This is a genomic window from Sphingosinicella sp. BN140058 (assembly GCF_004135585.1).
Taxonomy (GTDB): Bacteria; Pseudomonadota; Alphaproteobacteria; order Sphingomonadales; family Sphingomonadaceae; genus Allosphingosinicella.
Map to the genome: position 1 here is coordinate 3,834,356 of NZ_CP035501.1, position 20,382 is coordinate 3,854,737.

Here is a 20,382-nt window from a genome sequence, read left to right on the forward strand (position 1 = left end):
GGACGACGACGATCTCGCAGGTCGCCACGCTCTTCCATTCCAGGCTTCCCGCTTGCGATGGGGATCACGTTGACATGGCTGTCATTCATCGTGCTGGTGCCCCTCAGCGCCGTGTTCGTGAAGAGCGGGGGCGACGGCTGGGAACATTTCTGGTCGGCGGCCCTGTCGGCACGCGCGGTCGCGGCATACCGGTTAAGCTTCGGCAGCGCCCTGATCGCGGCATCGATCAATGCCCTGTTCGGTCTCGTCGTCGCCTGGGTCCTGGTGCGCTATCACTTTCCGGGGAAACGGCTGTTCGGCGCGCTGGTGGACCTGCCGTTCGCGCTTCCGACCGCGGTCGCCGGGATCGCGCTCACCACCGTCTATGCCGAGAACGGCCTGCTGGGCGGCGTCTTCTCGGGCGCCGGCCTGCCCATCGCCTACCGGCCGGCAGGCGTGGTGGTCGCACTGGTCTTCATCGGGCATCCATTCGTCGTCAGGACGGTCGAGCCCGTCCTGGCACAGGTCTCGCGGGAGATGGAGGAAGCCGCGGTCACGCTCGGGGCGACCCGCCGCCAGACCTTCCTGCACGTGATCCTGCCGACCATCGCCCCGGCGCTTGCCACCGGCTTCGCGCTCGCATTCGCCCGCGGCGCCGGCGAATACGGTTCGGTGATCTTCATCGCCGGGAACATGCCGTACGTGTCGGAGATCGCGCCGCTCCTGATCATCACCCAGCTCGAGGAATATGACTATCCCGGCGCCGCCGCGATCGGGGTGGTGATGCTGCTCATCTCTTTCTCGATGCTGTTCCTGATCAACGGCCTCCAGGTCTGGCAGCGCAGGAGAGCCGCATGACTCGCCCCGATCCGCTGCAGGAGAGCCGGCCGGCCAGGGGCGCCCTCATCCTGCTCGCCCTGCTCTATGTCGCGCTGATCCTGCTGGTGCCGCTCGGCGCAGTGTTCGCCGAGGCTTTCGGCGACGGCGCGCGCGCCTGGATCGAAGCCGTGACGGAGCCCGACGCATTGTCCTCGATCCGGCTGACGCTCCTCGTGGCGGCGATCGCGGTCCCGCTCAACCTCGCCTTCGGCATTGCGGCATCCTGGGCGATCGCCAAGCACGATTTCAGGGGGAAGGCGTTGCTGACGACGCTGATCGATCTTCCTTTCTCCGTCTCTCCCGTCGTCGCCGGCCTCATCTTCGTCCTGTTGTTCGGCGGACAGGGCTGGTTCGGTGCCTGGCTGCAGGATCATGGCGTCCGAATCCTGTTCGCCGTTCCCGGAATGGTTCTGGCGACCATCTTCGTGACCTTTCCGTTCATCGCCCGCGAGCTGATCCCCTTGATGGAAGAGCAGGGACGGGCCGATGAGGAAGCCGCTCTCTCGCTCGGCGCGTCCGGCTGGCAGGTCCTGTGGCACGTGACCCTGCCGAACGTGCGCTGGGGGCTGCTCTACGGGGTTCTTCTCGCCAATGCGCGCGCAATGGGTGAGTTCGGCGCAGTTTCCGTCGTCTCCGGCCACATACGTGGCGAGACGAATACCATGCCCCTTCAGGTGGAGGTTCTCTACAATGAATATAATTTCGTTGCCGCCTTCGCGGTCGCCTCGCTCCTCGCCTTCCTCGCCCTCGTCACGCTCGCTCTCAAAAGCTATCTCGAGTGGCGGCACCGGCACCTGCTTGCCGCGCGCGGTCACTGAGATGTCCATCCATGTCGAGGAGGCCGTGAAGCACTTCTCGGCCTATCCCGCGCTGAACGGGGTCTCGCTCGACGTCCTCGCTGGAGAGTTCGTGGCGCTTCTCGGTCCCTCCGGGTCCGGCAAGACGACCCTCCTGAGGATCATCGCGGGTCTCGACTTTGCCGATACCGGCCGGATCATATTCGCCGGCCAGGACGTGACCGGGCGGCCGGCGGCGAAGCGGGGCATCGGCTTCGTCTTCCAGCATTATGCGCTGTTCGGTCACATGACGGTGGAACGGAATATCGCCTTCGGGCTCGATATCCTGCCGCGCGCCAAGCGGCCGTCGAAGGCGTGGATCTCGGCGCGGGTCGATGAACTGCTCAGGCTCGTTCAGCTGGACGGTTGCGGCACCCGTTATCCGGCCCAGCTTTCGGGGGGGCAGCGCCAGCGTGTGGCCCTGGCACGGGCGCTTGCCAGGGATCCGCAGATCCTGCTGCTCGATGAGCCGTTCGGCGCACTCGATACGAGGGTCAGGCGGGAGCTTCGCGGCGCATTGCGGCGCATCCATGACGAAATCGGTCTCACCACGATTTTCGTGACCCACGACCATGAGGAGGCCTTTGCGCTCGCCGATCGGGTGGCGGTGCTGAACGGCGGCCGCATCGAGCAGTTCGACACGCCCGCCATCATCCAGGAGGCGCCGGTCAGTCCGTTCGTTCGCAGCTTCATATCCTGATCCCGTCAGGCCATGTCGATGTGGCCCGGCAGAGGATCCTGCGTGCCCCCGGCGATTTTATGGCTTGGCCAAACCGGCAGTCAGCTCCGGACGGCGATCTCGCCGGCGGCGATGCCGGATCCTCGCCTGGACCCGTGCCATGGCGGACGAGACCACGGCGTCCCACCCCGCCATGACCTGGTCCGGCTCGAAGCGGGAAGCGCTGATCGCGGCGGCCGCGCCGAGCGTCTCGCGAAGGGCGTGACTTCCAAGGATCTCGTCGAGCGCCTCGCACAGTCGCCCGGGCTCGGCGGGGCTGACGAGCAGGCCCGTGTGCCGATGCCGGATCATTTCCGCGGGGCCGTGAGGACAATCGAGCGCCACGACCGGAATGCCGGCAGCCATGGCTTCGGCGAGCGCGTTGGGCCAGCCTTCATAGTGGGAGGTGAGGACGAAGACGTCAGCCGTCTCGATCCAGGCACCGGGCGTGGACGTCACCCCGGGCAGCGAGACCCGGTCGTCCAGACCGAGTTCGGTGCGAATCTGCTCGAGGTTTGCGCGCTCGGGACCTTCTCCCCAGATGGTGAGTGTCCAGTCCGGATGCGCCGGGGCGATCGCGGCGAAGGTTCTGATCAGCAGATCGAAGCCCTTGACCGGCTCCAGTCGGCCGACTGCGACGACCCGCGAGCCGCCCCGGCGGCAGGTCCAGCCCGCCGGGAGGACCACCGGATTTGGAACGATGCTCGCCATTCCGGCGAGACGGGGGCCGAAGCAGTCGCGTGCCCCTTCCGTCATCACCACCAGCCGCTGCGCCCTGGGATAGAGCCCATTTCTGAGCCAGTCCCAGACAGCGCCCGGATGTTGGCGATCCGGGTTGCTGCGTTCGGAGACGATGACGGGCAGGCGCATGCCGGCCGTCGCTGCAAGCGTCAGCACATTCTGCCGGGTGAGGAAGGACAGCGCGATATCGGGAGAGATCGCCTTCAGCGCGCGGCGTATCGCCCTTGCCCGCCTGAAGATCGCCAGCGCAGCTGAGAGGGGTGGCCTCGGCCTTGGTGTGAGGCCAAGCCGCACGATCTCGACGTCCGGCGGGTAGTGGTAATAAGAAGGGGTGGTCTCGTCGTCGAGCGAGATCACGGAGACCTGGCGCCCGGCGCGCGCCCAGTGGGTTGCGAGACTGCAGACGACACGTTCGGTACCCCCCGCGGCAAGACCGGACAGGACGAGCGCGATCCGTTCGGGGATGAAGCGTGGATCGTCACCTGCACTTCGCTGACAATCCTGCCAGCCGCTGTCGAAAGGCTGAGACACGGTTGATCCTCGGCTTGGATGGCGCCGAACCATAAGGTTTCGATGACCCATTCGAAATAACCACTATGGGTAGCTGTCAGGTCATAATTTCCATTGAGCGCCCGCAACCCGGTCCGTAGCCTTTCAAGGCGATGCTCTTCAGAATGGAAGGGATAGTCTGGCGATGAATGCGCAAGTTCCTGCATTCCAGATAACAATTGATACGGAGGGCGACAACGCCTGGTTGCGGCCGTCGACCGGTGAAACCCGGAATGCGGAATATCTGTCGAGGTTTCAGTATCTTTGCGAGTGTTACGGGTTCAGGCCGACCTATCTGGTCAATTGGGAGATGGCCAATAGTCCTGCATTCCAGGAACTTGGACGAGACATATTGCAGCGGGGCGTCGGGGAGATCGGGATGCACCTGCATGCGTGGGATTCGCCTCCGCTGCGTCCGCTGACGGCCGACGATGCCGTGCAGCATCCCTATCTCATCGAATTTCCCGAGCAGGTGATGCGCGACAAGGTGGCATGTCTCACCGACCGTCTGGAAGCGGTGTTCGGGACGAAGATGCTGTCCCATCGCGCCGGCAGATGGGCGTTCAACGAGACTTATGCCCGCATCCTCATGGACCATGGCTATCAGGCGGATTGCTCGGTCACACCGCATCGCTCCTGGAAGAGCGTACCGGGCGCCGCGACCGGTAGCGGCGGATCGGATTATACCGACTTTCCGGACCGGCCTTTCTGGTGGCACGAAGACGGCTCGAGGCTCCTCGAGATACCGGTCTCGATCCTTCGCTACGCGCCGACGACGATCGTTCGCGGCGTCCGCCGCCTGCTGGGCCGTCCCGGACACCGCCTGCTGTGGCTCCGGCCCAACGGACGCAATCTCGGAGACATGCTGTTCATCCTGGAGTCGGCGCTGCAGGAGAAGCGCGATTACGTGCAGTTCGTGCTTCATTCGTCCGAGCTCATGCCCGGAGGGAGCCCTACCTTCACCACTGCCGAGCAGATCGAGACATTGTATCGGGACCTTGAAACCCTGTTCGACGTGGCGGCCCGAAACTTCGCAGGCGGGACGCTCGCCGAATATGCTCGGACGTGGCGATCCTCCGATATTCCTGGGCGGAGTTTCCGGCCGGGCCGCGCCGGACAGGCGGGATTCGCCTGATCGCGGGCGCCGGGCCGCGAGTGCACGCATGCTCTCGACAAGATGCTCGCGCGAACCGCAACAGAGCCGGAGGAGAGGCTTCCGCCGGATGGGCGACGAGCACGTTTAGTTTAAACGGGTTGTTGGGAACATGACAGCAGCGCACGCGTGCAGGCACCGATGCTGGCTGCAGCCAGGTGGACGCGGAAGCAATTGACAAGAAGATGTCTACTTGGTAAGTAGACAATCGTCAGAAAATGATGCGCCCGTACGAGTCGTCGGCGGCGGGCATGCTGATCTGAGGCGTCCACGCCAGGGTCTCCCATCGAGCGAGAGGTCCAGGAGATAGCGCGATGAGCCGTGACCGAAGAACAGCTGGTCGTAAGGTCCGGGCCCGTCCTGCGGATCGGCGCGTCCGAAGCAACATCGTCGGCGGTAATTCCGATCTGGTGCCAAGCACCTACATGAATATCTCTCTCGATCTCGGTGACACCGGGACGCATAGTCGGGAAGAGCTGCTGCTCCGGGCGGTCCTGCGCATCGAGGATTTTCAGCGATCGGGCGCCAAGGTTCTTGGAATATTCCAGCCGGATCCTGGAGGCGATTGTCTGTCGGTGCTGCTCAGTTGGCCAGTCGATGCTCCACGCGCGGCTGCGGATTGCGCGGATGAGAAGGCGATGATCAACCCGCATGGGCGATCCTCGATGGGCTGCACGCACTGATCCTTGCCTCATCGCGGCCTGCGAGATGGTGTTCCCCCGAGAGTTGGAAAGCCGGCGCATCTCTGCGAGGCCGAGTGTATCGCAATGCCTGCGCATCCATGGCTTCGCGAACCGGGATCGGGCCGGCGTCGCCCTTCGCGGCGCAGCGAAGCATCGTCTCTTGCAAGATGCTCTCGAAGGGGCGAAACTCCTGTTCCGTCCGGTATGAAGTGTGGCGCGAGGCTGCGCGACGTCGACGCGGCTGCCGATTGAACCCAGGGAGCCTGAGCAGGATGACTGGCGGCGCGGATATGGTCTGCGCTGGGTCAGGTAGAGCCGTGATCCGTCAGCCTGCGTAATCGCTCCGCCTCTCTCCAATAGGCCTCCGCCATCATCCGCAGCAGATCGGCGCGATCCTTGTCCGGTTCCCGGGCCGCCGTGGCGGCGTGCCGATCTCCGCGCTTTTGCAGATCGTCCGGCAGATGCCTCTGCATTCCGCTCGTCTCTCCCCTGCTGCGGCCGTTCCCCAGCAAAATTCAGCGGCTGCCCGGCAGAGTAACTTGAACATGACGTCGTCTTCAAGTTCTCTTTCGATGCATGTCCGGCCTCGTTCCGCGGCGGGACGGGGGCCTGGCTGCGTGTCGGAGAGTAAGGGCCCAGCCCACCGGCCGGTGGCGCTCCGGCGCGTGCCGCGTGGCTGTTCTACTTCATGGTACGTCATGGCATTTGCGACGCTCGCGCCAACGTCTTTGCTGCCTCTGCGAGGATACCACTTGGTGTGACGCGCAGGACCTACGGCTCCTGGGGGTCGAGAAACTCGATCCGCACGCTGACGAGCATGTCCCTCGCGCAGGGTGTGCCGATGAACGAGACCGAGCGGTCATTACCGATCGTAAGGTCGAGCTCCCCGGTCAGCCGTAGCTGGCCGAAGGTCATCTTCAGGGCTTCCTCCAGATCTTCGATCTTGATGCGGTCCCGACCTGTCTGTTGCATGTTCCACTGCGACTCCGCGAATGAGGATTCTCGTCCTGACCAGGACTTTGTGATGAAAGCCTGAAGCCGCCTTTTACCTTGGAATCAGAAGATCGGGGGCGCCGCGAGCTTCGGAATGCGAGGATATTCCGAGATAGGCCGTTCGCAGGGGTCAGGTATGTTTCCGAGAGGGCGCTGCGCGGACGGGAAAAGGCCGGCTCCGACGACTCCGCCAGGATCCGGTGGCGGATGCCGTCGCCGCCGTCGCACGCGGACCTGTTCGGATTATACTGACATGCTGACAGGATGATGCAGGGCGAAAGCACGCCTGCCTGTCCCAAAGGCGTAAACCTGAATATCCGCGAAGGTCGGCTCTCCGCTGACTTGCCGCATCAGTCCTGTTACGCGGGACGGCGATTGCTTGCCGACCTGGTGTCCTGAACGGGAAGTTTGCACTTTTCTTAGCCAGAGACCTGTACCTGAGGCAGAACTTGTCGATCAAGGCGAGTATGTTGTCGGCCGATTTGGTCCACCGAAAGGGCCTGCGATCATCATCGTGTTGGTCGATCAAGTCCATGAGCGTCCCGTGTAGCGCATGGGGCTGCAATGGGCGCTTCGCCCATTATGCGGCACGACTGGCCTACGCTTGACTGCGATGCGCCGATATAAGGATCCAGGCCGGCGCGCACGGCCGACGAGGGCCGTTACCGGCCTCTCCGTGCAACGGGATGCCACGTCCGTGTAACTTTGTTAAGATGAACTTTCGACTCACGAGTCGAGGGGAGGGTCGCATGCGTGTCAACCCAATCATCCTCATCTTTTTTCTTGCTCAAGGCTGCGCTTATCACAGGCTTGCGGTGAGGAATCCGAATCCCGCCGACCAATATTATCATCCGGTCAATTCGACGGCCTTTGGCTGGGGGGCCATCGAACAGCAGAACATTGCCACGAAGTGCGAAACCAGCCTCCTCTCCGAAGTGCGCGTGAAAACCTCCCTGGGGCGCGCATTGGTGACTGTGCTGACCCTTGGTGCCGTCCAGCCCGCACGCATCGAATATCGCTGCTCCAAAGCGCCGACGGAGGAGGGGAAGATCGAACCCTGAGGTGAGACTGTGGCAAAGACTGTCTTTTTTGACGAGCCGCTCTGGACCAACTGGCACCTCACCGTGCGGGATGTGCCCGTCGCCGGCCGTTTCGAGCTCCACAACAGCGCCGGCGGCGCGACCCTCGCGCATATGGTCGAGAGCGCAGCCGCGATACAGGCCCTGATCGGTCGGGCATGCCGTGAGCGGAGGCGCCTTCGCGCGCAGGGGGCCGCCTGGTCGTTCTCGGAGGCGGCCGCGGTTCCGGGAGGATGGTGCCTGGCAACAGGTCATGCCAATTGGCTGTTTCGGCTGCCCGCTAGTCATGTCCTGCTCGATTATCCATTCGATCGAGACGGATTGATCCTCTGCCAGACCGGCATTTCCGTGGCGGAGCTCAACATGTTCCTCGAAGTGAGGGGACGCTCGCTCGCCACCACCGGTGCCTCGAATGGGCAGACCTTCGTCGGCGCGATGAGCACGGGCACTCACGGCTCCGCGATCGACCAGCCAGCCATACAGGGACAGGTTGCCGCCTTCCAGCTTCTGCCGGCGCCGGACGTGAACCTCTGGATCGAGCCTGCGTCGCAGCCGGTGACGGATGGCAGGCTCGCGGCCGATCTCGGCGCCACCCTCGTCCGCGACGATCGCTTGTTCTCGGCTGCGCTGGTCGGGCTCGGCGCTTTCGGAATCGTGCATTCGGTGTTGGTGCGCACCGTACCGCGGTTCCTGATGGAGATGAGCCGCGAGCGTCGTCCGCTGACCGAGGGCATCGAACGCGCGATGAATGGCGGCGGGTTCGATGCGGCGGACCTGCCGGGAGGCAGGCGCCGCCCGTATTTCTTTCAGTCCGTGGTCAATCGTCACATCGACGCCGGCCACGCCTACGTCACGGTTGGCTACGATCTCCCCTGGGAGGAAGATCACCAGCTCGACTATGACCTCGTCAACAAGCGCGGTCCCGGATACGAGCTCGCCGTCGTGGTGGCGAACCTGCTCTCCGCTTTCCCCGGGCTCACGCCGCCGATCACCAAGGCGGTACTCTCCGATCAGCTCAAGTCGTTCAAGGCCCGCAAGCGCAGCTGGGGACAAAGCTTCAACTACACGACACCGCGGTCGGGCACCGCAGGGTCGTCGATCGCCGTCCCGACCGAGCGTACGCTCGAAGCTCTGGAGATACTGCAGCGCGCGATGAAGAGGACCGGCAAGGTGCCGGCCGCTTTCGCCTGCCGCTATGCGACGAAATCGCCTGGGCGGCTCGCTTTCACTCGTCACGAGCGGACCACGATCGTCGACATCGACGGCATCGATACCGTCGGCACGCGCAAGCTGATGGCCCAGGCGGTGGCGGATCTTCGTGCTGCGGGTATCCCGCATGCCGAACATTGGGGAAAGATCAACCAGATGACCGCGGCGAGCATTCGCGACTCCTATCGCGATGACCTGGAAGCCTGGATGCGCGCGCGAACCGATCTTCTCGACCGCCAGGCCGAATATGTCTTCGGCAGCGCATTCCTGGATCGCCTGGGTCTCACCTCGCCGACCTTCTGATCCGCGGAAGGAGGGCAGGGGCTGTGACGGATCTTCCGGCGCCGCATTGCCGCCGTCCCATGCGGACGTCGCGTGCTCCGCGTCGTCGTCAACGTCTGCTGGAGACGTTGGCCGAAAAGCGATCGAGCGTGTCGAGGGGCCTCGGTCGGGGGGCTTGAAAAAACCGGCAGCGCGGTTCTCATTTCCGGGATCGGGGACCGCCGCAGAGAAAACCGGTTCGTGCCGGTAGCCATCCCTATTCAGGATTACACCATTTTGGAGCTATTGCATCGACTCGGGGAGTCGTGATCCACTCCTGGCTGCGCATAGATCTCCCTTCTCGCGCCGCTGCTCGATCGCAGCCGGTCCCCGTCGAGTTCTCGATTTCTCGGCGGGGATCGTCGTTTGGGTCCCTGCCGGATCGGCGGAGCAAGCGGTGAGCGACTTCGGGGAGCGTGGACGCAACGATCTTCGGTTTTTGAGCCCGATGGCAGAGGTCGCGACCATTGAATTGTCCTGCTTCCATTTGCAGCGCCGCTCTTGATGTCGCGACCCGCGTGGCCTTGGCCGTTCCCAGGAAATCCTGTGGGCTGCCGAACCCGCAGCTTAGGCCTTCACAGCGAATGAGACGTGGACGACATGATCGCGCCCGCCCACGCCGTGAGGTTCCGGTGAGCGGGAATGGGCACCGTCCTGGGCGTTGTACGAGACTTGATGAGTGCCACCCTTGCATCCGTCCGTAAGGGGCGCGGTGCGCCGTTCCCGCAGGCAAGATCGTCGCCGGTCGAGGTTTGCCGGTCGCCACGATCTCATCCCGCATCGCTCATCGACCAAGCCGACAGAAGCCGGCAAAGGGGCGCCGTCAGCGCATGTGAACGTCGCGTCGAAGATCCGGATGGCCGGTGTCTGCCTGTCCTGAATGGAACCTGCTCGCGCGTCGGGCAGGCTCCTCCAACGCGGCCGGGTCGTGGTCTGGTTGGACGCTCCGCCAGGAAGCAAGAGACGCTCGATGGTCCCTCTGCCCGCCCGCCTTTCGGGCGCAAAGCGGCACGCCATCGCGATGTGATGGACCTTGCTCGACCTGGTCTTTCAGTTCCAAGTTCTTTCTCTCCTCCTTTGGGCAACGGGGGGACGAAGCGGAGGCGAAGCGCATTCATCGCTCGCCGGCTCGCCGCTTTCCTGCCGAGATCGCGTCGAACAGGCCGCCGTCGGCGAAGAAGCGCTTTTGGGCGGCCGCCCACCCGCCGAAGTCCTTGTCGATCGTCAACATTTCGATCTGCGGGAACTGCCCCGCATGTTTCGCCGCGACGTTCGGGTCCCGCGGCCGGTAATGGTGGCGGGCGACGATCTCCTGGCTTTCGGGCGTGTAGAGGAAGCGGAGATAGGCCTCGGCGACCTCGGTCGTCCCGTGCTTCCTGGCATTCTCGTCGACCACGGCGACGGGCGGTTCGGCGAGAATGGAAAGCGATGGCGCGACGATCTCGAACTTGCCGGCGCCAAGCTCGTTTTGGGCGAGGAAGGCCTCGTTCTCCCAGGCGAGGAGGACGTCCCCGATCCCGCGTTCGGCGAAGGTCGTGGTTGCACCGCGCGCGCCGCTGTCGAGCACGGGGACGTTCGCGAACAAGCGTGTCACATAGCGTTGGGCGGCAAGATCCGACCCGCCGCTCCTCCGGCCATAGCCCCAGGCGGCAAGGAAGTTCCAGCGCGCGCCGCCGCTCGTCTTCGGATTGGGCGTGATTACCTGCACACCGGGACGGACAAGGTCGCCCCAATCGCGGAGGTTCTTCGGATTGCCCTTGCGAACCAGGAAGACGATGGTCGACGTGTAGGGCGAGCTGTTGCTGGGCAGCCGTGTCTGCCACGAGGCGGGGAGCCGCTTGGTCTTCTCGGCAATCACGTCGATGTCATAGCCGAGGCCCAGAGTGACGACGTCCGCCTCGAGCCCGTCGATCACCGCGCGCGATTGCTTGCCGGAGCCGCCATGGCTCATGCGGAACGCGACAGTCTGCCCCTTCTGCGCTTTCCACCTCCGCACGAAGGCCTCGTTGACGTCCCGGTAGAGCTCACGGGTCGGGTCGTAGGAAACGTTGAGGATTTGCGCCGCGCCTCCTCCTTCCCGGGAACCGCCGGAGCAGGAGGCTATCGGGGCGACCGCGAGGCCGAACAGGGCAAGAAGCAGGACGCGATGGCTCATGTTTCCTCCAGGGCAAAGGGACTCAGGCGGCGGCGCCGCCGCCGGGCTGCGAGGGGCTGCGGCCACGCGATCAACGAGCGAGCGTCGACAGGTGGCGGGCAAGGCACCGCTTGTGGATCCTTGCCGATTGCTGAGCGACAGATGGCAGGCAACGGTTCGGACGATGCCGCGCGCCCGAACCGGCGCACGTCGTGCTCTCCGGCCGGTGGCACGATGGCGGGGGCTGAACATCGACTGCTGTTAAGGTCATTCCAGTCGCCTTGCAGGGGTGAAGTCCGAAGGCGCGTGTTCAGGCCTGCTTTCGTGGGGAGCGCCTGCGCCTCGGCGCGTCGGGCACGGCAGGTTCAGGCGTAAGGGCGGCTTTCACGGCACGTCCGCGGCGCTTGGGTTGCTCGCTCGAAGCAGTGGCGGCTTTCCGGGCCGGCGAACGCTTCTTCGGCTGTTCGGACGCGGCGGGCGGCGAACCTGACACGCTCCCTCGATCGGCTTCGGCCCCGGCTTCCGCTCCCGTGCCGCGACGGCTCGAACCGAGCCCCATCCTCTTGGCGACTTCAGATCGCTGCCGCGCATATTCAGGGGCCACCATCGGGTAGGAGCCGGGCAGATCGAAGAGACTGCGATATTCAGCCGGTGTCAGATCGTGCGCGACCCGGAGATGACGCTTCAGCATCCGGTGCTTGCTGCCACAGTCCAGGCACGTGATCGCCTCGGGCTTTACCGATGCACGGACCGACACTGCAGGCGTCCGCTTCTCCTGTTGCGCGTCGGATGGAGGCGCGTGAAGCGCGGCAAGTGCCCCGTGAACATTGGCGATCAAAACGGCTACGTCTTTGATCGAAACCTTGTTGTTCGAGACATGGGCGGCGACCAGACCTGCCGTAAGCTCGACAACTTCCTGATCGTTCGCCATGTCCTTCTCCAGTCAATGGTTATGATTCTACTGGCACATGGTACCCTATGGCTGGAATGGTTCAAGTCATCGCAAATGCGAGAGGCAGATTTTAATGCCTTTCCGGTGGCATCGATCTGTCGATCGGTCCGAATGACGTTTGAACCCGATTGCGCCCGGCACTTCCTCGTCCAAGCATGGTGTCACCGACGGGTAATCTTGTGGAGCCGATTGTCCCGCAATGGTGCATCTGCCGAAGATGCTGACGGCGTTCGGTTACGGTCGTCCCGTGCTCTTCTGGAAAGGATCCGAATCGGATATAACCGGTCGACTCGGAGGCGTGGGGGCGCGCTCCGGGTCACCGGCTCCGCCGCGTAGATGCAAGCGTCCGTGGCGGAGCCGCCCTGGCGGATCCCAATTCTTACCGTCGATGCACGCGGGCTTGTTCCGGTTGCACTGATGTCTGGAAGCTGCAGAGCACGCTGTCCGATAGGTTCCACGCGGTGAAGTGCCGGGACTTCCTTCGGCTGAAATCGACGACCTGAGCTCTCGTCCAGCCGGGCGCTGACGCGGGATCCTCCGCCGGGCGGGCTTAGGGAGCAGGCCGCTTCGTCTTGCCGTTGATCGCGCTGATAGCGGGTTGCGGCCCGGGATCAGCGGGTGGTGATTTCCGAGGGCGCCGACGGCGGCGGGGTTGGCCCGGCGCAGCCAAGTTCCGCATCCAATGGCGCGAAATCCCGTTCCGAAAAGTCCGGCATGAGCCGAAGCCGGCTTCGAAGCTCCACGTCGAGCACGCTTACCCGGGCATCGCAGTGGCTGGAAGATCGAGGCGTGTTCTGGTCGAAGAGGAAGGCGGAGACGCGTCCGTCCTGTAGCGCCACGATCTTCCAGTAACCCGAAGGCACGCGATGATAGTCTCCGCCGCCGGGCAGCGGCTTCATTGGTCGTTCGAACAGCGGGCCGGTGTAGACATAGACCGGCTCCTGGAGGCGGCCGGTGAGCGCACGCTCCTCATCCTCAAGCCTCGCCCAGGGGCCCTGGTTGAGCGCGGAGGCTTGCGGCGTGATGTTCGACAGGATGTTCGTCTCGTCCGCCTGCGGGGTGCCCGAAAAGGAGGCGAGCGGCGCCTGGTGCCCCCGATCAATCCTGAGTGCCGCGGGCGCGCCATCGTAGCTGCCCACGCTCAAGCGCTCGTCCGGCTCGAGCCACGGATCCGGCTGCCATTGTCTGGCACCGGATGGTCCGATCGATGCCGGGGTCACCCGGTAGGCGACCCAGTCCGCCATCTTCGTGAGGTCGTTGGACGAGAGCGTATAGATCTCGCGAACGATCGTGTCATTTGTCGCCGGCGCACCGACGGGGCAGCCGCCCAGGCAGTGGAAGGTGTGGAGCTCCGCGCCGGACCCGGTCGCTGCGGTGCCGAGGAGCAGCAGAGAAAGGAGCAGGAACTTCGCGGGCAACGTTCGATCCACCTTGTTCAAGCCGGAACCGACGGGTGAACTTGCTGTTTAGGACGTGCGGTCGACGCTAGCCAGCTCTGCCTGGGGGGACTTGCCAAACAGCACCGGAACCGTCCGCATGATCATTCGCGATCGATCGGACGGACATGTTCCGGGGGATGGCTGCGTCTGACCGCCGCACCGAGATCCTGTAGCGGCCGGTCGCCTAGCGAACGTGCAAGTGCGTGCACGTCCCTGTTTGCATCGACCTCGTCGTCTCCCTGCCACCGACAAGCCGCTCGCTGCGCATTGTCGCGCGGCGGATTTCACCGGGCCGCGGACGGCAAGGGTCAGTGACCGACGCTCCCGCGGCGCGAGAGGCGACAGGGCCTCGCCGCCGCCGCCGCAGGCCGGTGTGGCGCGACACCCGACCTCGTGAAGACCGCTGTTGCTTCAGGCTTGCGCGCTAGGCCCGGCCTTCCAGTGCGCGCAAGCGTTGATCGGTCGCCCGCGGATCCATGCCGAATACGGAACGATATGCCGGTTGCTGCTCCGGCGTCAGCAGTTCGAGGAGGAAGCTGTCCTCCACCCAGATCTTGATGAACTCGAAGAGGCGCGCATCGACGAGAGCGGCAACCAGGGAGAGTCTTTGTGCAGCGGCGAGGACCTGCCGGCGCGACAAGGGTGTGCCCGCCAGGACATGCGATCCGCTGTGAGGCCTCATCTCCGGATCCTGTCCGATGCCCTCGATCGTGGGCGCGAGGATCGAACCCCAGGGCGTGAGTTCGATCAGGGTACCGACATCGTCACCCTGCAGGACGAACCACGAGCCGGCCGGGAAGGGCGGCACCGGAGCGGTCACGGCCCGGCCGCGCAACAAATCGGCGCAGACTCTCGCGGCGCGCGAGGGATCACGGACGGGGAACGAGACATGATGCAGCATGGAGGTAAACTCCCGAGGTCTTGAAAGCGGGGGGAAAGCATGACCGGCAGAAAGGTCCGGATCGAACCTGTCGTCCGGCGGCCGGGATCAGACAAGGATTCCCGCCGCTCCGGGCATTGTCAGGGCGCTGAATATCAGCGCCAGAACGCATGCGAGCAGGCTGGTCCGCATGGTACCGTGATTGAGGTTGGTCATCATGATCGCTCCGTCGTTCGGCGATCATCTGCCCCTCCAGCGTTGGAGCTAGCGTTGGAATTCGCGTTGAAAGCGGGGCGAAGCGCAGGGGCGGCTGTTTCCCACGGTCGGTACCGCGCCTGGCGGCGCTCGATGCCGCCAATCGGCGCCGCGCTTCCATCGACGCCGACCGCGGCAGGACTGACCCTTTGGCACGGAGCTTTCGGCGATGTTCCCGGGACGCCCCGCAGCGCACTTCTGGTCCGCCTTGGAGCGGCGGCTCGGCCTCAGCAGAGAGGTCGCGGCCTCGATCGGACAGTTGCGCGGGAGACGTCCCGGGTGCGTGGACTTCAGGCCTTGGCCACTGACACCTTGAGAAATGTGGCGGCGATTTCAGTATTGCCGTTCGTGCCGCGATTCTGGGCCTCGAAGAGCTCGAGAAGCTCGGCATGGAGCGCAGCTTCGCGCCCCTCGTTCGCAGCGGCGGCGTAGGCGTTCATCGTCGGGCCGTAATAATTGCGGAAGATGTCGAGCAGGTCCGCCGGCGGGCCGGGGTTGCGGAACAGCCAGGTGGCGCGCTCGAAACCTATGTCCGCCTGCGGAATCCCGGCGGCGGTGAAACGAGAGATGACATGCTCCTCCTGTCCCCAGGTGATCGGACTGATGAATCCCTCGGGCGGCGGCGGCGTGTAGGCGGCGCTGATCTTCAGGATCTGGGCGACCATCGTCGGGTCACCGGGAATCCAATTGCCCATGACGATGCGGCCGCCGGAGCGGACCACGCGCACCATTTCCCGCGCGGCATCCTGGGGACGCGGCGCAAACATGGCGCCGAACAGACTGACCAGAAGTTCGAAGCGCGCGTCTTCGATATTCTCCAGGTCGCAGGCGTCTCCTTGCTGGAAGCGCAGGTTCGGGAGGTTGGCGGCTCGGGCGCGCGCAGTGCCGGCGGCAACCAGATTGGCGGCGATGTCGACCCCGAGAACCTCGGCGCCGCGCCGCGCGGCGGGCAGGGCGGTGGTGCCGTCGCCGCAGCCGAGATCGAGCATGGCAAGGCCGGGGCGGATGTCCAGCGTCTCGACAAAGGCCTCGCCGCTCTCGCGCATCGTATCGGCAATGCGGGTGAAATCACCTTTCTCCCACAGTGCCCGGTTGGGATTGGCGGACGGCATGGTCATCTCAATTCTCCTCAGATGCGCGGCGGGACCGCGGAAATGCGGCGAGCAATCTGGTGGCGTCAGGTGTCAGTCCGATGCCGCGGCCCCAGGTCGATGGTGTCGATTGTCACGGCAACAGAGGTGCGAGCGGCCGGCGACTACTGGAGCAGCGGCGGCGATGATCGCGGCTCTGTACGGCATGTGATGGTTCAGCGCCATCTGGCTCTACGGAGCGCTTGATATTGCGCCCTTGAGCGTCAGGGCAGAAGGACTCCGTGTTGCCGCGCGCAATCCTTCGCAGTGGACCAAGTAAGAACGCCCCCCAGCAGACGAAGCGGGGTGCCTGGATGCAGCCCTGAAGTGGGAGCGCGTCACGGGTTGAGGTTGGCGGCGCCTGGAGCCTTCACCTGACCGTCAATATGCCTGATTTGGCCGCACCCCCGCTTCTCGCTGCCGGGTTGGTGATCGCGCTCGAAGCGCAAAAACTGGGTGAATGCGATCGAGCGGCGCGACCCTTTTGCCCGAGATTGTTGGAACGCGGTCGACCAGACAGGTGCATGATGGTGAGCCAATCCCACCCACCAATCCAGGACATCCGGGGCCACCGCGATCCAGCTTTCGTGTCCCGGGGCCAATGCTGCGACGCGCCTCAGCGGAAGCGCTGTTGCCGAAATTGCTGCCGCTTGAGCCGTTCGAGTGCACCCGACGCCTTGGCGAGCGCGACCTCTACGGCGTGGATGTCGGTGGAGAGTGAGAGCTCGGGGCGGCCGCTCAGCGTCAGTACGATCCCAAGCACTGCATCGGACTCCCGTGCGAGCCGGACGAGGTGGTAGCCGCTTGGCCCAGCGGCTCCGCTCAGCCAGTTGCGGGCGGTGCGATCGCACGTACCCGTCCAACGCATGATCATCTTCGTCGCCGCCCGCGAGCCGCCGAGCTCGCCGCGAAGAGCATCGCGTATCGCGAGGATATATTCGGCTTCTGTCGCCATTCTCGGACGGCCCGGCACTGCGCTGCCGTTTTCTGGAAACATGTTTCCGGCCCTTTCGCACTAGAAGAGATTGCCGGCTTACTCTTGCGGAGCCCATCTCGTCATGGCGATCGATTGTGCGTCTCGTCCGGGCAGCGATCCGCCCCTCGCCAGGGCCGCGCAATATCTTCGCATGTCCACCGAGCATCAATGTTATTCGGTCGACAATCAGATGGTCGCGATCGCCGATTATGCCGAGCAGCGCGGCTACGAGATCGTGCGGACCTATGCCGATTCCGGCAAGAGCGGCCTCCGCGTAGAGGGGCGCCTGGCCCTGCAGCAACTTCTCGACGACGTGGAGCAGGGCCATCCTGATTATGAGGCGCTTCTCGTTTATGACGTCAGTCGACTCGGCCGGTTTCAGGATCCGGACGAGGCCGCGAGCCATGAACTGCAATGCCGGCGCCGGGGCATCGCCGTTCATTATTGCGCGGAGCAGTTCGAGAATGACGGGAGCATCGGCTCGTCGATCATCAAGACCGTCAAGCGGGCAATGGCAGGCGAATATAGTCGCGAGCTGTCGGTCAAGGTCTTCGCGGGTCAGAGCAAACTGATCCGGCTTGGTTACCGCCAGGGAGGCATGGCAGGCTATGCCGTACGGCGCCTGCTGGTGGACCAGAACGGCGCACCCAAGATCATGCTCGCGAACGGTGAGAAGAAAAGCATTTCGACGGACCGCGTGATCCTCGTGCCGGGGCCCGAAGAAGAGGTTGCGATCCTGCGCGAGATCTACCGGGCCTTCGTCGAGGATGGGGTGAACGAGACGAGCCTGGCAGCGCGGCTCAACGCACAAGGCGTCGCGACCCCGCACGGCGGCCCCTGGACTCGCGGCACGATCCACCAGATGCTCACCAACGAGAAATATATCGGCAACAACGTCTGGGGAAAGCGGTCGTTCAAGCTCAAGCGCAGGTATGTTCGCAACCAAGCCCGGGACTGGGTGCGTGCGGAGGCGACGTTCGAGCCGGTCGTCGACATGGAGCTGTTCGGGAGAGCGCAGGCGAAGATTGCCGCGCGTTTGCATCGGCACACGGACCAGGAAATGATCGAGCAATTGCGGGCGATCCTGGCCGAGCACGGCACCCTGTCGAGCTTCCTGATCAACGGAACGAAGGGAGCACCGAGCAGCACCACCTACCGGAGGCGGTTCGGCAGCCTGCTCAAGGCTTATGCAATGGCCGGCTTCGCACCCAGGCAGGATTACCGCTTCCTGGAGGACGCGAGCAGGCTTCGCCGCCTCCACCCGCTGATCGTCGATGCCGTGGTCGCCGGCATAGTGGCCGCAGGCGGACAGGTTCGTCGAAGTGCCGGAAGTGAAATCCTGACCATCAATGACGAGTTCACCGCTTCCGTGATCCTCGTCCCCTGCCATCGCACGCGTTACGGATCGCCGCGCTGGGTCGTTCATCCGGAACCAGGTCCGAAGCCGGATCTCGCCATCATCGCCCGGATGCGTCCGGACAATGAATCCGCGGGCGATTATTTCCTGCTGCCGCAATCGGTGATGCGGGAGCTGGTCCTGCGGCTGGAGGCGCATGACGGCTTTGGCCTCGATGCCTATCGCATCGATACGCTGGAGCCCCTGTTCGCTCTCGCCGCACGATGTTCATGGAGGAAAGCGGCATGATCGCTGTGGAGCCGGAGCCGAATGTCGAGTGGATCCCGCTCGACCGCATCGAAGTCGTCAATCCGCGCAGCCGCGGCCGGCGCGCGTTCAAGGAGATGGTCGACAATATCGGCCAGATCGGGCTCAAGCGGCCGATCACCGTCCGGCGGCGGAAGGAGGCGCAAGAAGAAGGCTATGAGCTCGTCTGCGGACAAGGGCGGCTGGAGGCGTATCGCGTCCTCGGCCAGAAGGAGGTGCCCGCCTTCGTGGTCGCGGCCGAGCCCGAGGATTGCCTCATCGCGAGCCTGGTCGAGAATTGCGCGCGTCGCCAGCATAGCGCGATCGACCTCCTTCAGGACATTGGCGGCATGCGCCAGCGGGGCTATTCGGTGGCCGAGATCGCGCAGAAGACCGGCCTTTCAGCCGAATATGTTCACGGTGTCGCCCGGCTCCTCGAGCAAGGCGAGCAACGCCTGCTTCAGTCCGTGGAGGCGCGCGCCCTCCCGATCAGCGTCGCGCTGGAAATCGCGGAAGCCGAGGACCAGGACGTTCAGCGCGCCCTCCAGAATGCCTATGACGCGGGTCTCCTGAGAGGGCGAAGGCTGATAGCCGCCAAGCGCCTGATCGAGGCGCGTCGCCAGCGCGGCAAACAGATCGGGAAGCGGGACGTCTCGCAGCCGGAAAAGCTGTCCACCGCAGGGCTGGTGCGGGCCTACCGCCAGGATGCCGAGCGCAAGCGCGAGATGATCAGGCGTGCGAATGCGACCAAGGACCGTCTGATGCTGGTCATCGAAGCGGTTCGGCGGCTGTTGCGCGACGACGGCTTCACCGCTTTGCTTGCAGCCGAGGGCCTGGACACGATGCCCGAGAAGATCGCCGCGCGGGTTGCCGGAAAGGTCTCGTCGTGAGCGGCCGGCGCGCCTCCGGGCCGGTCAGGGTCGGGTTCGAGGAAGCTACTCTGCGATTGCCGATCGATGCGATCATGCCGCTGCGCGACGTCTCTGCAGCGATCCGGCGATCAATCAAATATGGCCAGATCGCAGCGTCCATCGCCGAGGTCGGGATCATCGAACCGCCGGCGGTGGTGCGCGACTCGGTCAATCCTGACCGCTTCCACCTCCTTGATGGACACCTGCGCGTCGCGATCCTGCGGGAGCGCGGCGAAACCGAAGTGGTGTGCCTGGTCGCGATTGACGACGAGGCCTTCACCTACAACAAGCGGATCAGCCGGGTCGCGACGATCCAGGAACACAAGATGATCCTGAACGCCATCAAGAAGGGTGTTCCCGAGGAACGGCTGGCCCGTGCGCTCAACGTCAATATCGGCAACATCAGGACAAAGCGGGACCTGCTGATCGGGATCTGCCCGGAAGTCGCCACGCTGCTGCGCGACCGTCACGTCCCGATCAACGTCTTCGCGGAGCTGCGTCGCATGAAGGCGATCCGCCAGGTCGAGGCGGCGCAGGCGATGATCACGATGAACCGCTTCACCCTGTCTTACGCCAAGTCGCTCGTCGCCGCGACGCCCGGGGACCAGCTTCTCGAAACCACGCGGCGTCGCCGCACGGGTTTGTCCGAGAAGCAGATCGAGACGATGCAGCGCGAATCCGAAAATCTCGATCGCGAGTTCAAGCTGATCGAGCAGGACTTCGGGGCCGACCATCTCGATCTGATGCTCGCGGCCGGGTTCGTCTCGCGGCTGCTCGGCAATGCCCGCATCGTCAATTATCTCGCGCAGCATCATGGCGACCTGCTCGCCGAATTCCAGAGGATCGCGGACTATCAGGAGGCGGCCTGACTGCCCTGAGGGTATAGCAAAGTCCGAGCTCTGCGGCCTGCCCATCCGAGCGCG

General features: G+C 64.4%; 19 protein-coding genes. 10 read left to right on the plus strand and 9 right to left on the minus strand.

Going from position 1 to position 20,382, the window contains the following annotated elements; all coding sequences use genetic code 11:
* Positions 1 to 57 precede the first annotated feature (57 nt).
* From cysT to ETR14_RS17225, 3 genes are read left to right on the plus strand one after another with little or no spacing between them, the layout of a single operon-like run.
* Positions 58 to 837: a sulfate ABC transporter permease subunit CysT gene (gene cysT / locus ETR14_RS17215; protein WP_243455564.1), complete on the plus strand. Its 780-nt coding sequence runs from the start codon at positions 58 to 60 to the stop codon at positions 835 to 837.
* A complete protein-coding gene (gene cysW, locus ETR14_RS17220) occupies positions 834 to 1,676 on the plus strand; it encodes a sulfate ABC transporter permease subunit CysW (RefSeq protein WP_129386622.1) in 843 nt (280 codons plus the stop codon). The genes cysT and cysW overlap by 4 nt, the downstream gene beginning before the upstream one ends.
* A 1-nt stretch (position 1,677) precedes the next feature.
* Complete coding sequence (locus ETR14_RS17225) at positions 1,678 to 2,394, plus strand: sulfate/molybdate ABC transporter ATP-binding protein (protein ID WP_129386625.1); 717 nt, start codon at positions 1,678 to 1,680, stop codon at positions 2,392 to 2,394.
* 57 nt (positions 2,395 to 2,451) lie between these two features.
* Here the strand turns inward: ETR14_RS17225 and ETR14_RS17230 are convergent, their stop codons facing one another.
* The gene (locus tag ETR14_RS17230; protein WP_243455565.1) at positions 2,452 to 3,684 is read right to left on the minus strand and encodes a glycosyltransferase family 4 protein; all 1,233 of its coding nucleotides are present in this window, start codon (positions 3,682 to 3,684) and stop codon (positions 2,452 to 2,454) included.
* 397 nt (positions 3,685 to 4,081) lie between these two features.
* On the opposite strand from ETR14_RS17230, the gene ETR14_RS17235 reads away from it, so the two are divergent.
* A complete protein-coding gene (locus ETR14_RS17235) occupies positions 4,082 to 4,837 on the plus strand; it encodes a hypothetical protein (RefSeq protein ID WP_206185858.1) in 756 nt (251 codons plus the stop codon).
* 332 nt (positions 4,838 to 5,169) lie between these two features.
* Positions 5,170 to 5,538, plus strand: coding sequence for a hypothetical protein (locus ETR14_RS17240; protein WP_129386634.1), 369 nt, complete (start codon positions 5,170 to 5,172; stop codon positions 5,536 to 5,538).
* Positions 5,539 to 5,843: 305 nt separating this feature from the next.
* On the opposite strand, the gene ETR14_RS28470 is transcribed toward ETR14_RS17240, so the two are convergent.
* Positions 5,844 to 6,011, minus strand: coding sequence for a hypothetical protein (locus ETR14_RS28470; protein WP_165356495.1), 168 nt, complete (start codon positions 6,009 to 6,011; stop codon positions 5,844 to 5,846).
* Between the two features lie 298 nt (positions 6,012 to 6,309).
* Entirely contained in the window at positions 6,310 to 6,510 is a 201-nt protein-coding gene (locus tag ETR14_RS17245; protein WP_129386637.1) for a hypothetical protein, read from the minus strand.
* A gap of 770 nt (positions 6,511 to 7,280) precedes the next feature.
* Between ETR14_RS17245 and ETR14_RS17250 the strand changes: the two genes are divergently transcribed.
* Both ETR14_RS17250 and ETR14_RS17255 read left to right on the plus strand, forming a co-directional pair.
* A complete protein-coding gene (locus ETR14_RS17250) occupies positions 7,281 to 7,592 on the plus strand; it encodes a hypothetical protein (protein WP_129386640.1) in 312 nt (103 codons plus the stop codon).
* Positions 7,593 to 7,601: 9 nt separating this feature from the next.
* Positions 7,602 to 9,122 carry an FAD-binding protein gene (locus tag ETR14_RS17255; protein WP_129386643.1) on the plus strand — a complete coding sequence of 507 codons (1,521 nt, stop codon included), beginning with the start codon at positions 7,602 to 7,604 and terminating at the stop codon, positions 9,120 to 9,122.
* Positions 9,123 to 10,254: 1,132 nt separating this feature from the next.
* On the opposite strand, the gene ETR14_RS17260 is transcribed toward ETR14_RS17255, so the two are convergent.
* The 6 genes from ETR14_RS17260 to ETR14_RS17285 form a co-directional block, all read right to left on the minus strand.
* Positions 10,255 to 11,295, minus strand: a complete 1,041-nt coding sequence (locus tag ETR14_RS17260) for a sulfate ABC transporter substrate-binding protein (protein ID WP_129386645.1) — start codon at positions 11,293 to 11,295, stop codon at positions 10,255 to 10,257.
* A gap of 289 nt (positions 11,296 to 11,584) precedes the next feature.
* Positions 11,585 to 12,205, minus strand: coding sequence for a MucR family transcriptional regulator (locus ETR14_RS29660; protein ID WP_206185859.1), 621 nt, complete (start codon positions 12,203 to 12,205; stop codon positions 11,585 to 11,587).
* 632 nt (positions 12,206 to 12,837) lie between these two features.
* Positions 12,838 to 13,644 carry a DNA/RNA non-specific endonuclease gene (locus ETR14_RS17270; RefSeq protein WP_165356496.1) on the minus strand — a complete coding sequence of 269 codons (807 nt, stop codon included), beginning with the start codon at positions 13,642 to 13,644 and terminating at the stop codon, positions 12,838 to 12,840.
* Between the two features lie 445 nt (positions 13,645 to 14,089).
* Positions 14,090 to 14,485, minus strand: a complete 396-nt coding sequence (locus ETR14_RS17275; RefSeq protein WP_165356497.1) for a hypothetical protein — start codon at positions 14,483 to 14,485, stop codon at positions 14,090 to 14,092.
* Between the two features lie 605 nt (positions 14,486 to 15,090).
* Positions 15,091 to 15,918: a class I SAM-dependent methyltransferase gene (locus tag ETR14_RS17280; RefSeq protein ID WP_243455566.1), complete on the minus strand. Its 828-nt coding sequence runs from the start codon at positions 15,916 to 15,918 to the stop codon at positions 15,091 to 15,093.
* A 628-nt stretch (positions 15,919 to 16,546) separates the two neighbouring features.
* Complete coding sequence (locus ETR14_RS17285; protein ID WP_129386656.1) at positions 16,547 to 16,885, minus strand: hypothetical protein; 339 nt, start codon at positions 16,883 to 16,885, stop codon at positions 16,547 to 16,549.
* Between the two features lie 103 nt (positions 16,886 to 16,988).
* Between ETR14_RS17285 and ETR14_RS17290 the strand changes: the two genes are divergently transcribed.
* Genes ETR14_RS17290 through ETR14_RS17300 form a run of 3 tightly spaced genes read left to right on the plus strand, consistent with a single transcriptional unit; the run spans position 16,989 to position 20,328 of the window.
* Complete coding sequence (locus tag ETR14_RS17290) at positions 16,989 to 18,551, plus strand: recombinase family protein (RefSeq protein ID WP_243455567.1); 1,563 nt, start codon at positions 16,989 to 16,991, stop codon at positions 18,549 to 18,551.
* Positions 18,548 to 19,438, plus strand: coding sequence for a ParB/RepB/Spo0J family partition protein (locus ETR14_RS17295; RefSeq protein WP_129386659.1), 891 nt, complete (start codon positions 18,548 to 18,550; stop codon positions 19,436 to 19,438). Before ETR14_RS17290 ends, ETR14_RS17295 begins: the two co-directional genes overlap by 4 nt.
* Positions 19,435 to 20,328 (plus strand): plasmid partitioning protein RepB C-terminal domain-containing protein, encoded by an 894-nt coding sequence (locus ETR14_RS17300; RefSeq protein WP_206185860.1) that lies wholly within the window; start codon positions 19,435 to 19,437, stop codon positions 20,326 to 20,328. Before ETR14_RS17295 ends, ETR14_RS17300 begins: the two co-directional genes overlap by 4 nt.
* Positions 20,329 to 20,382 lie beyond the last annotated feature (54 nt).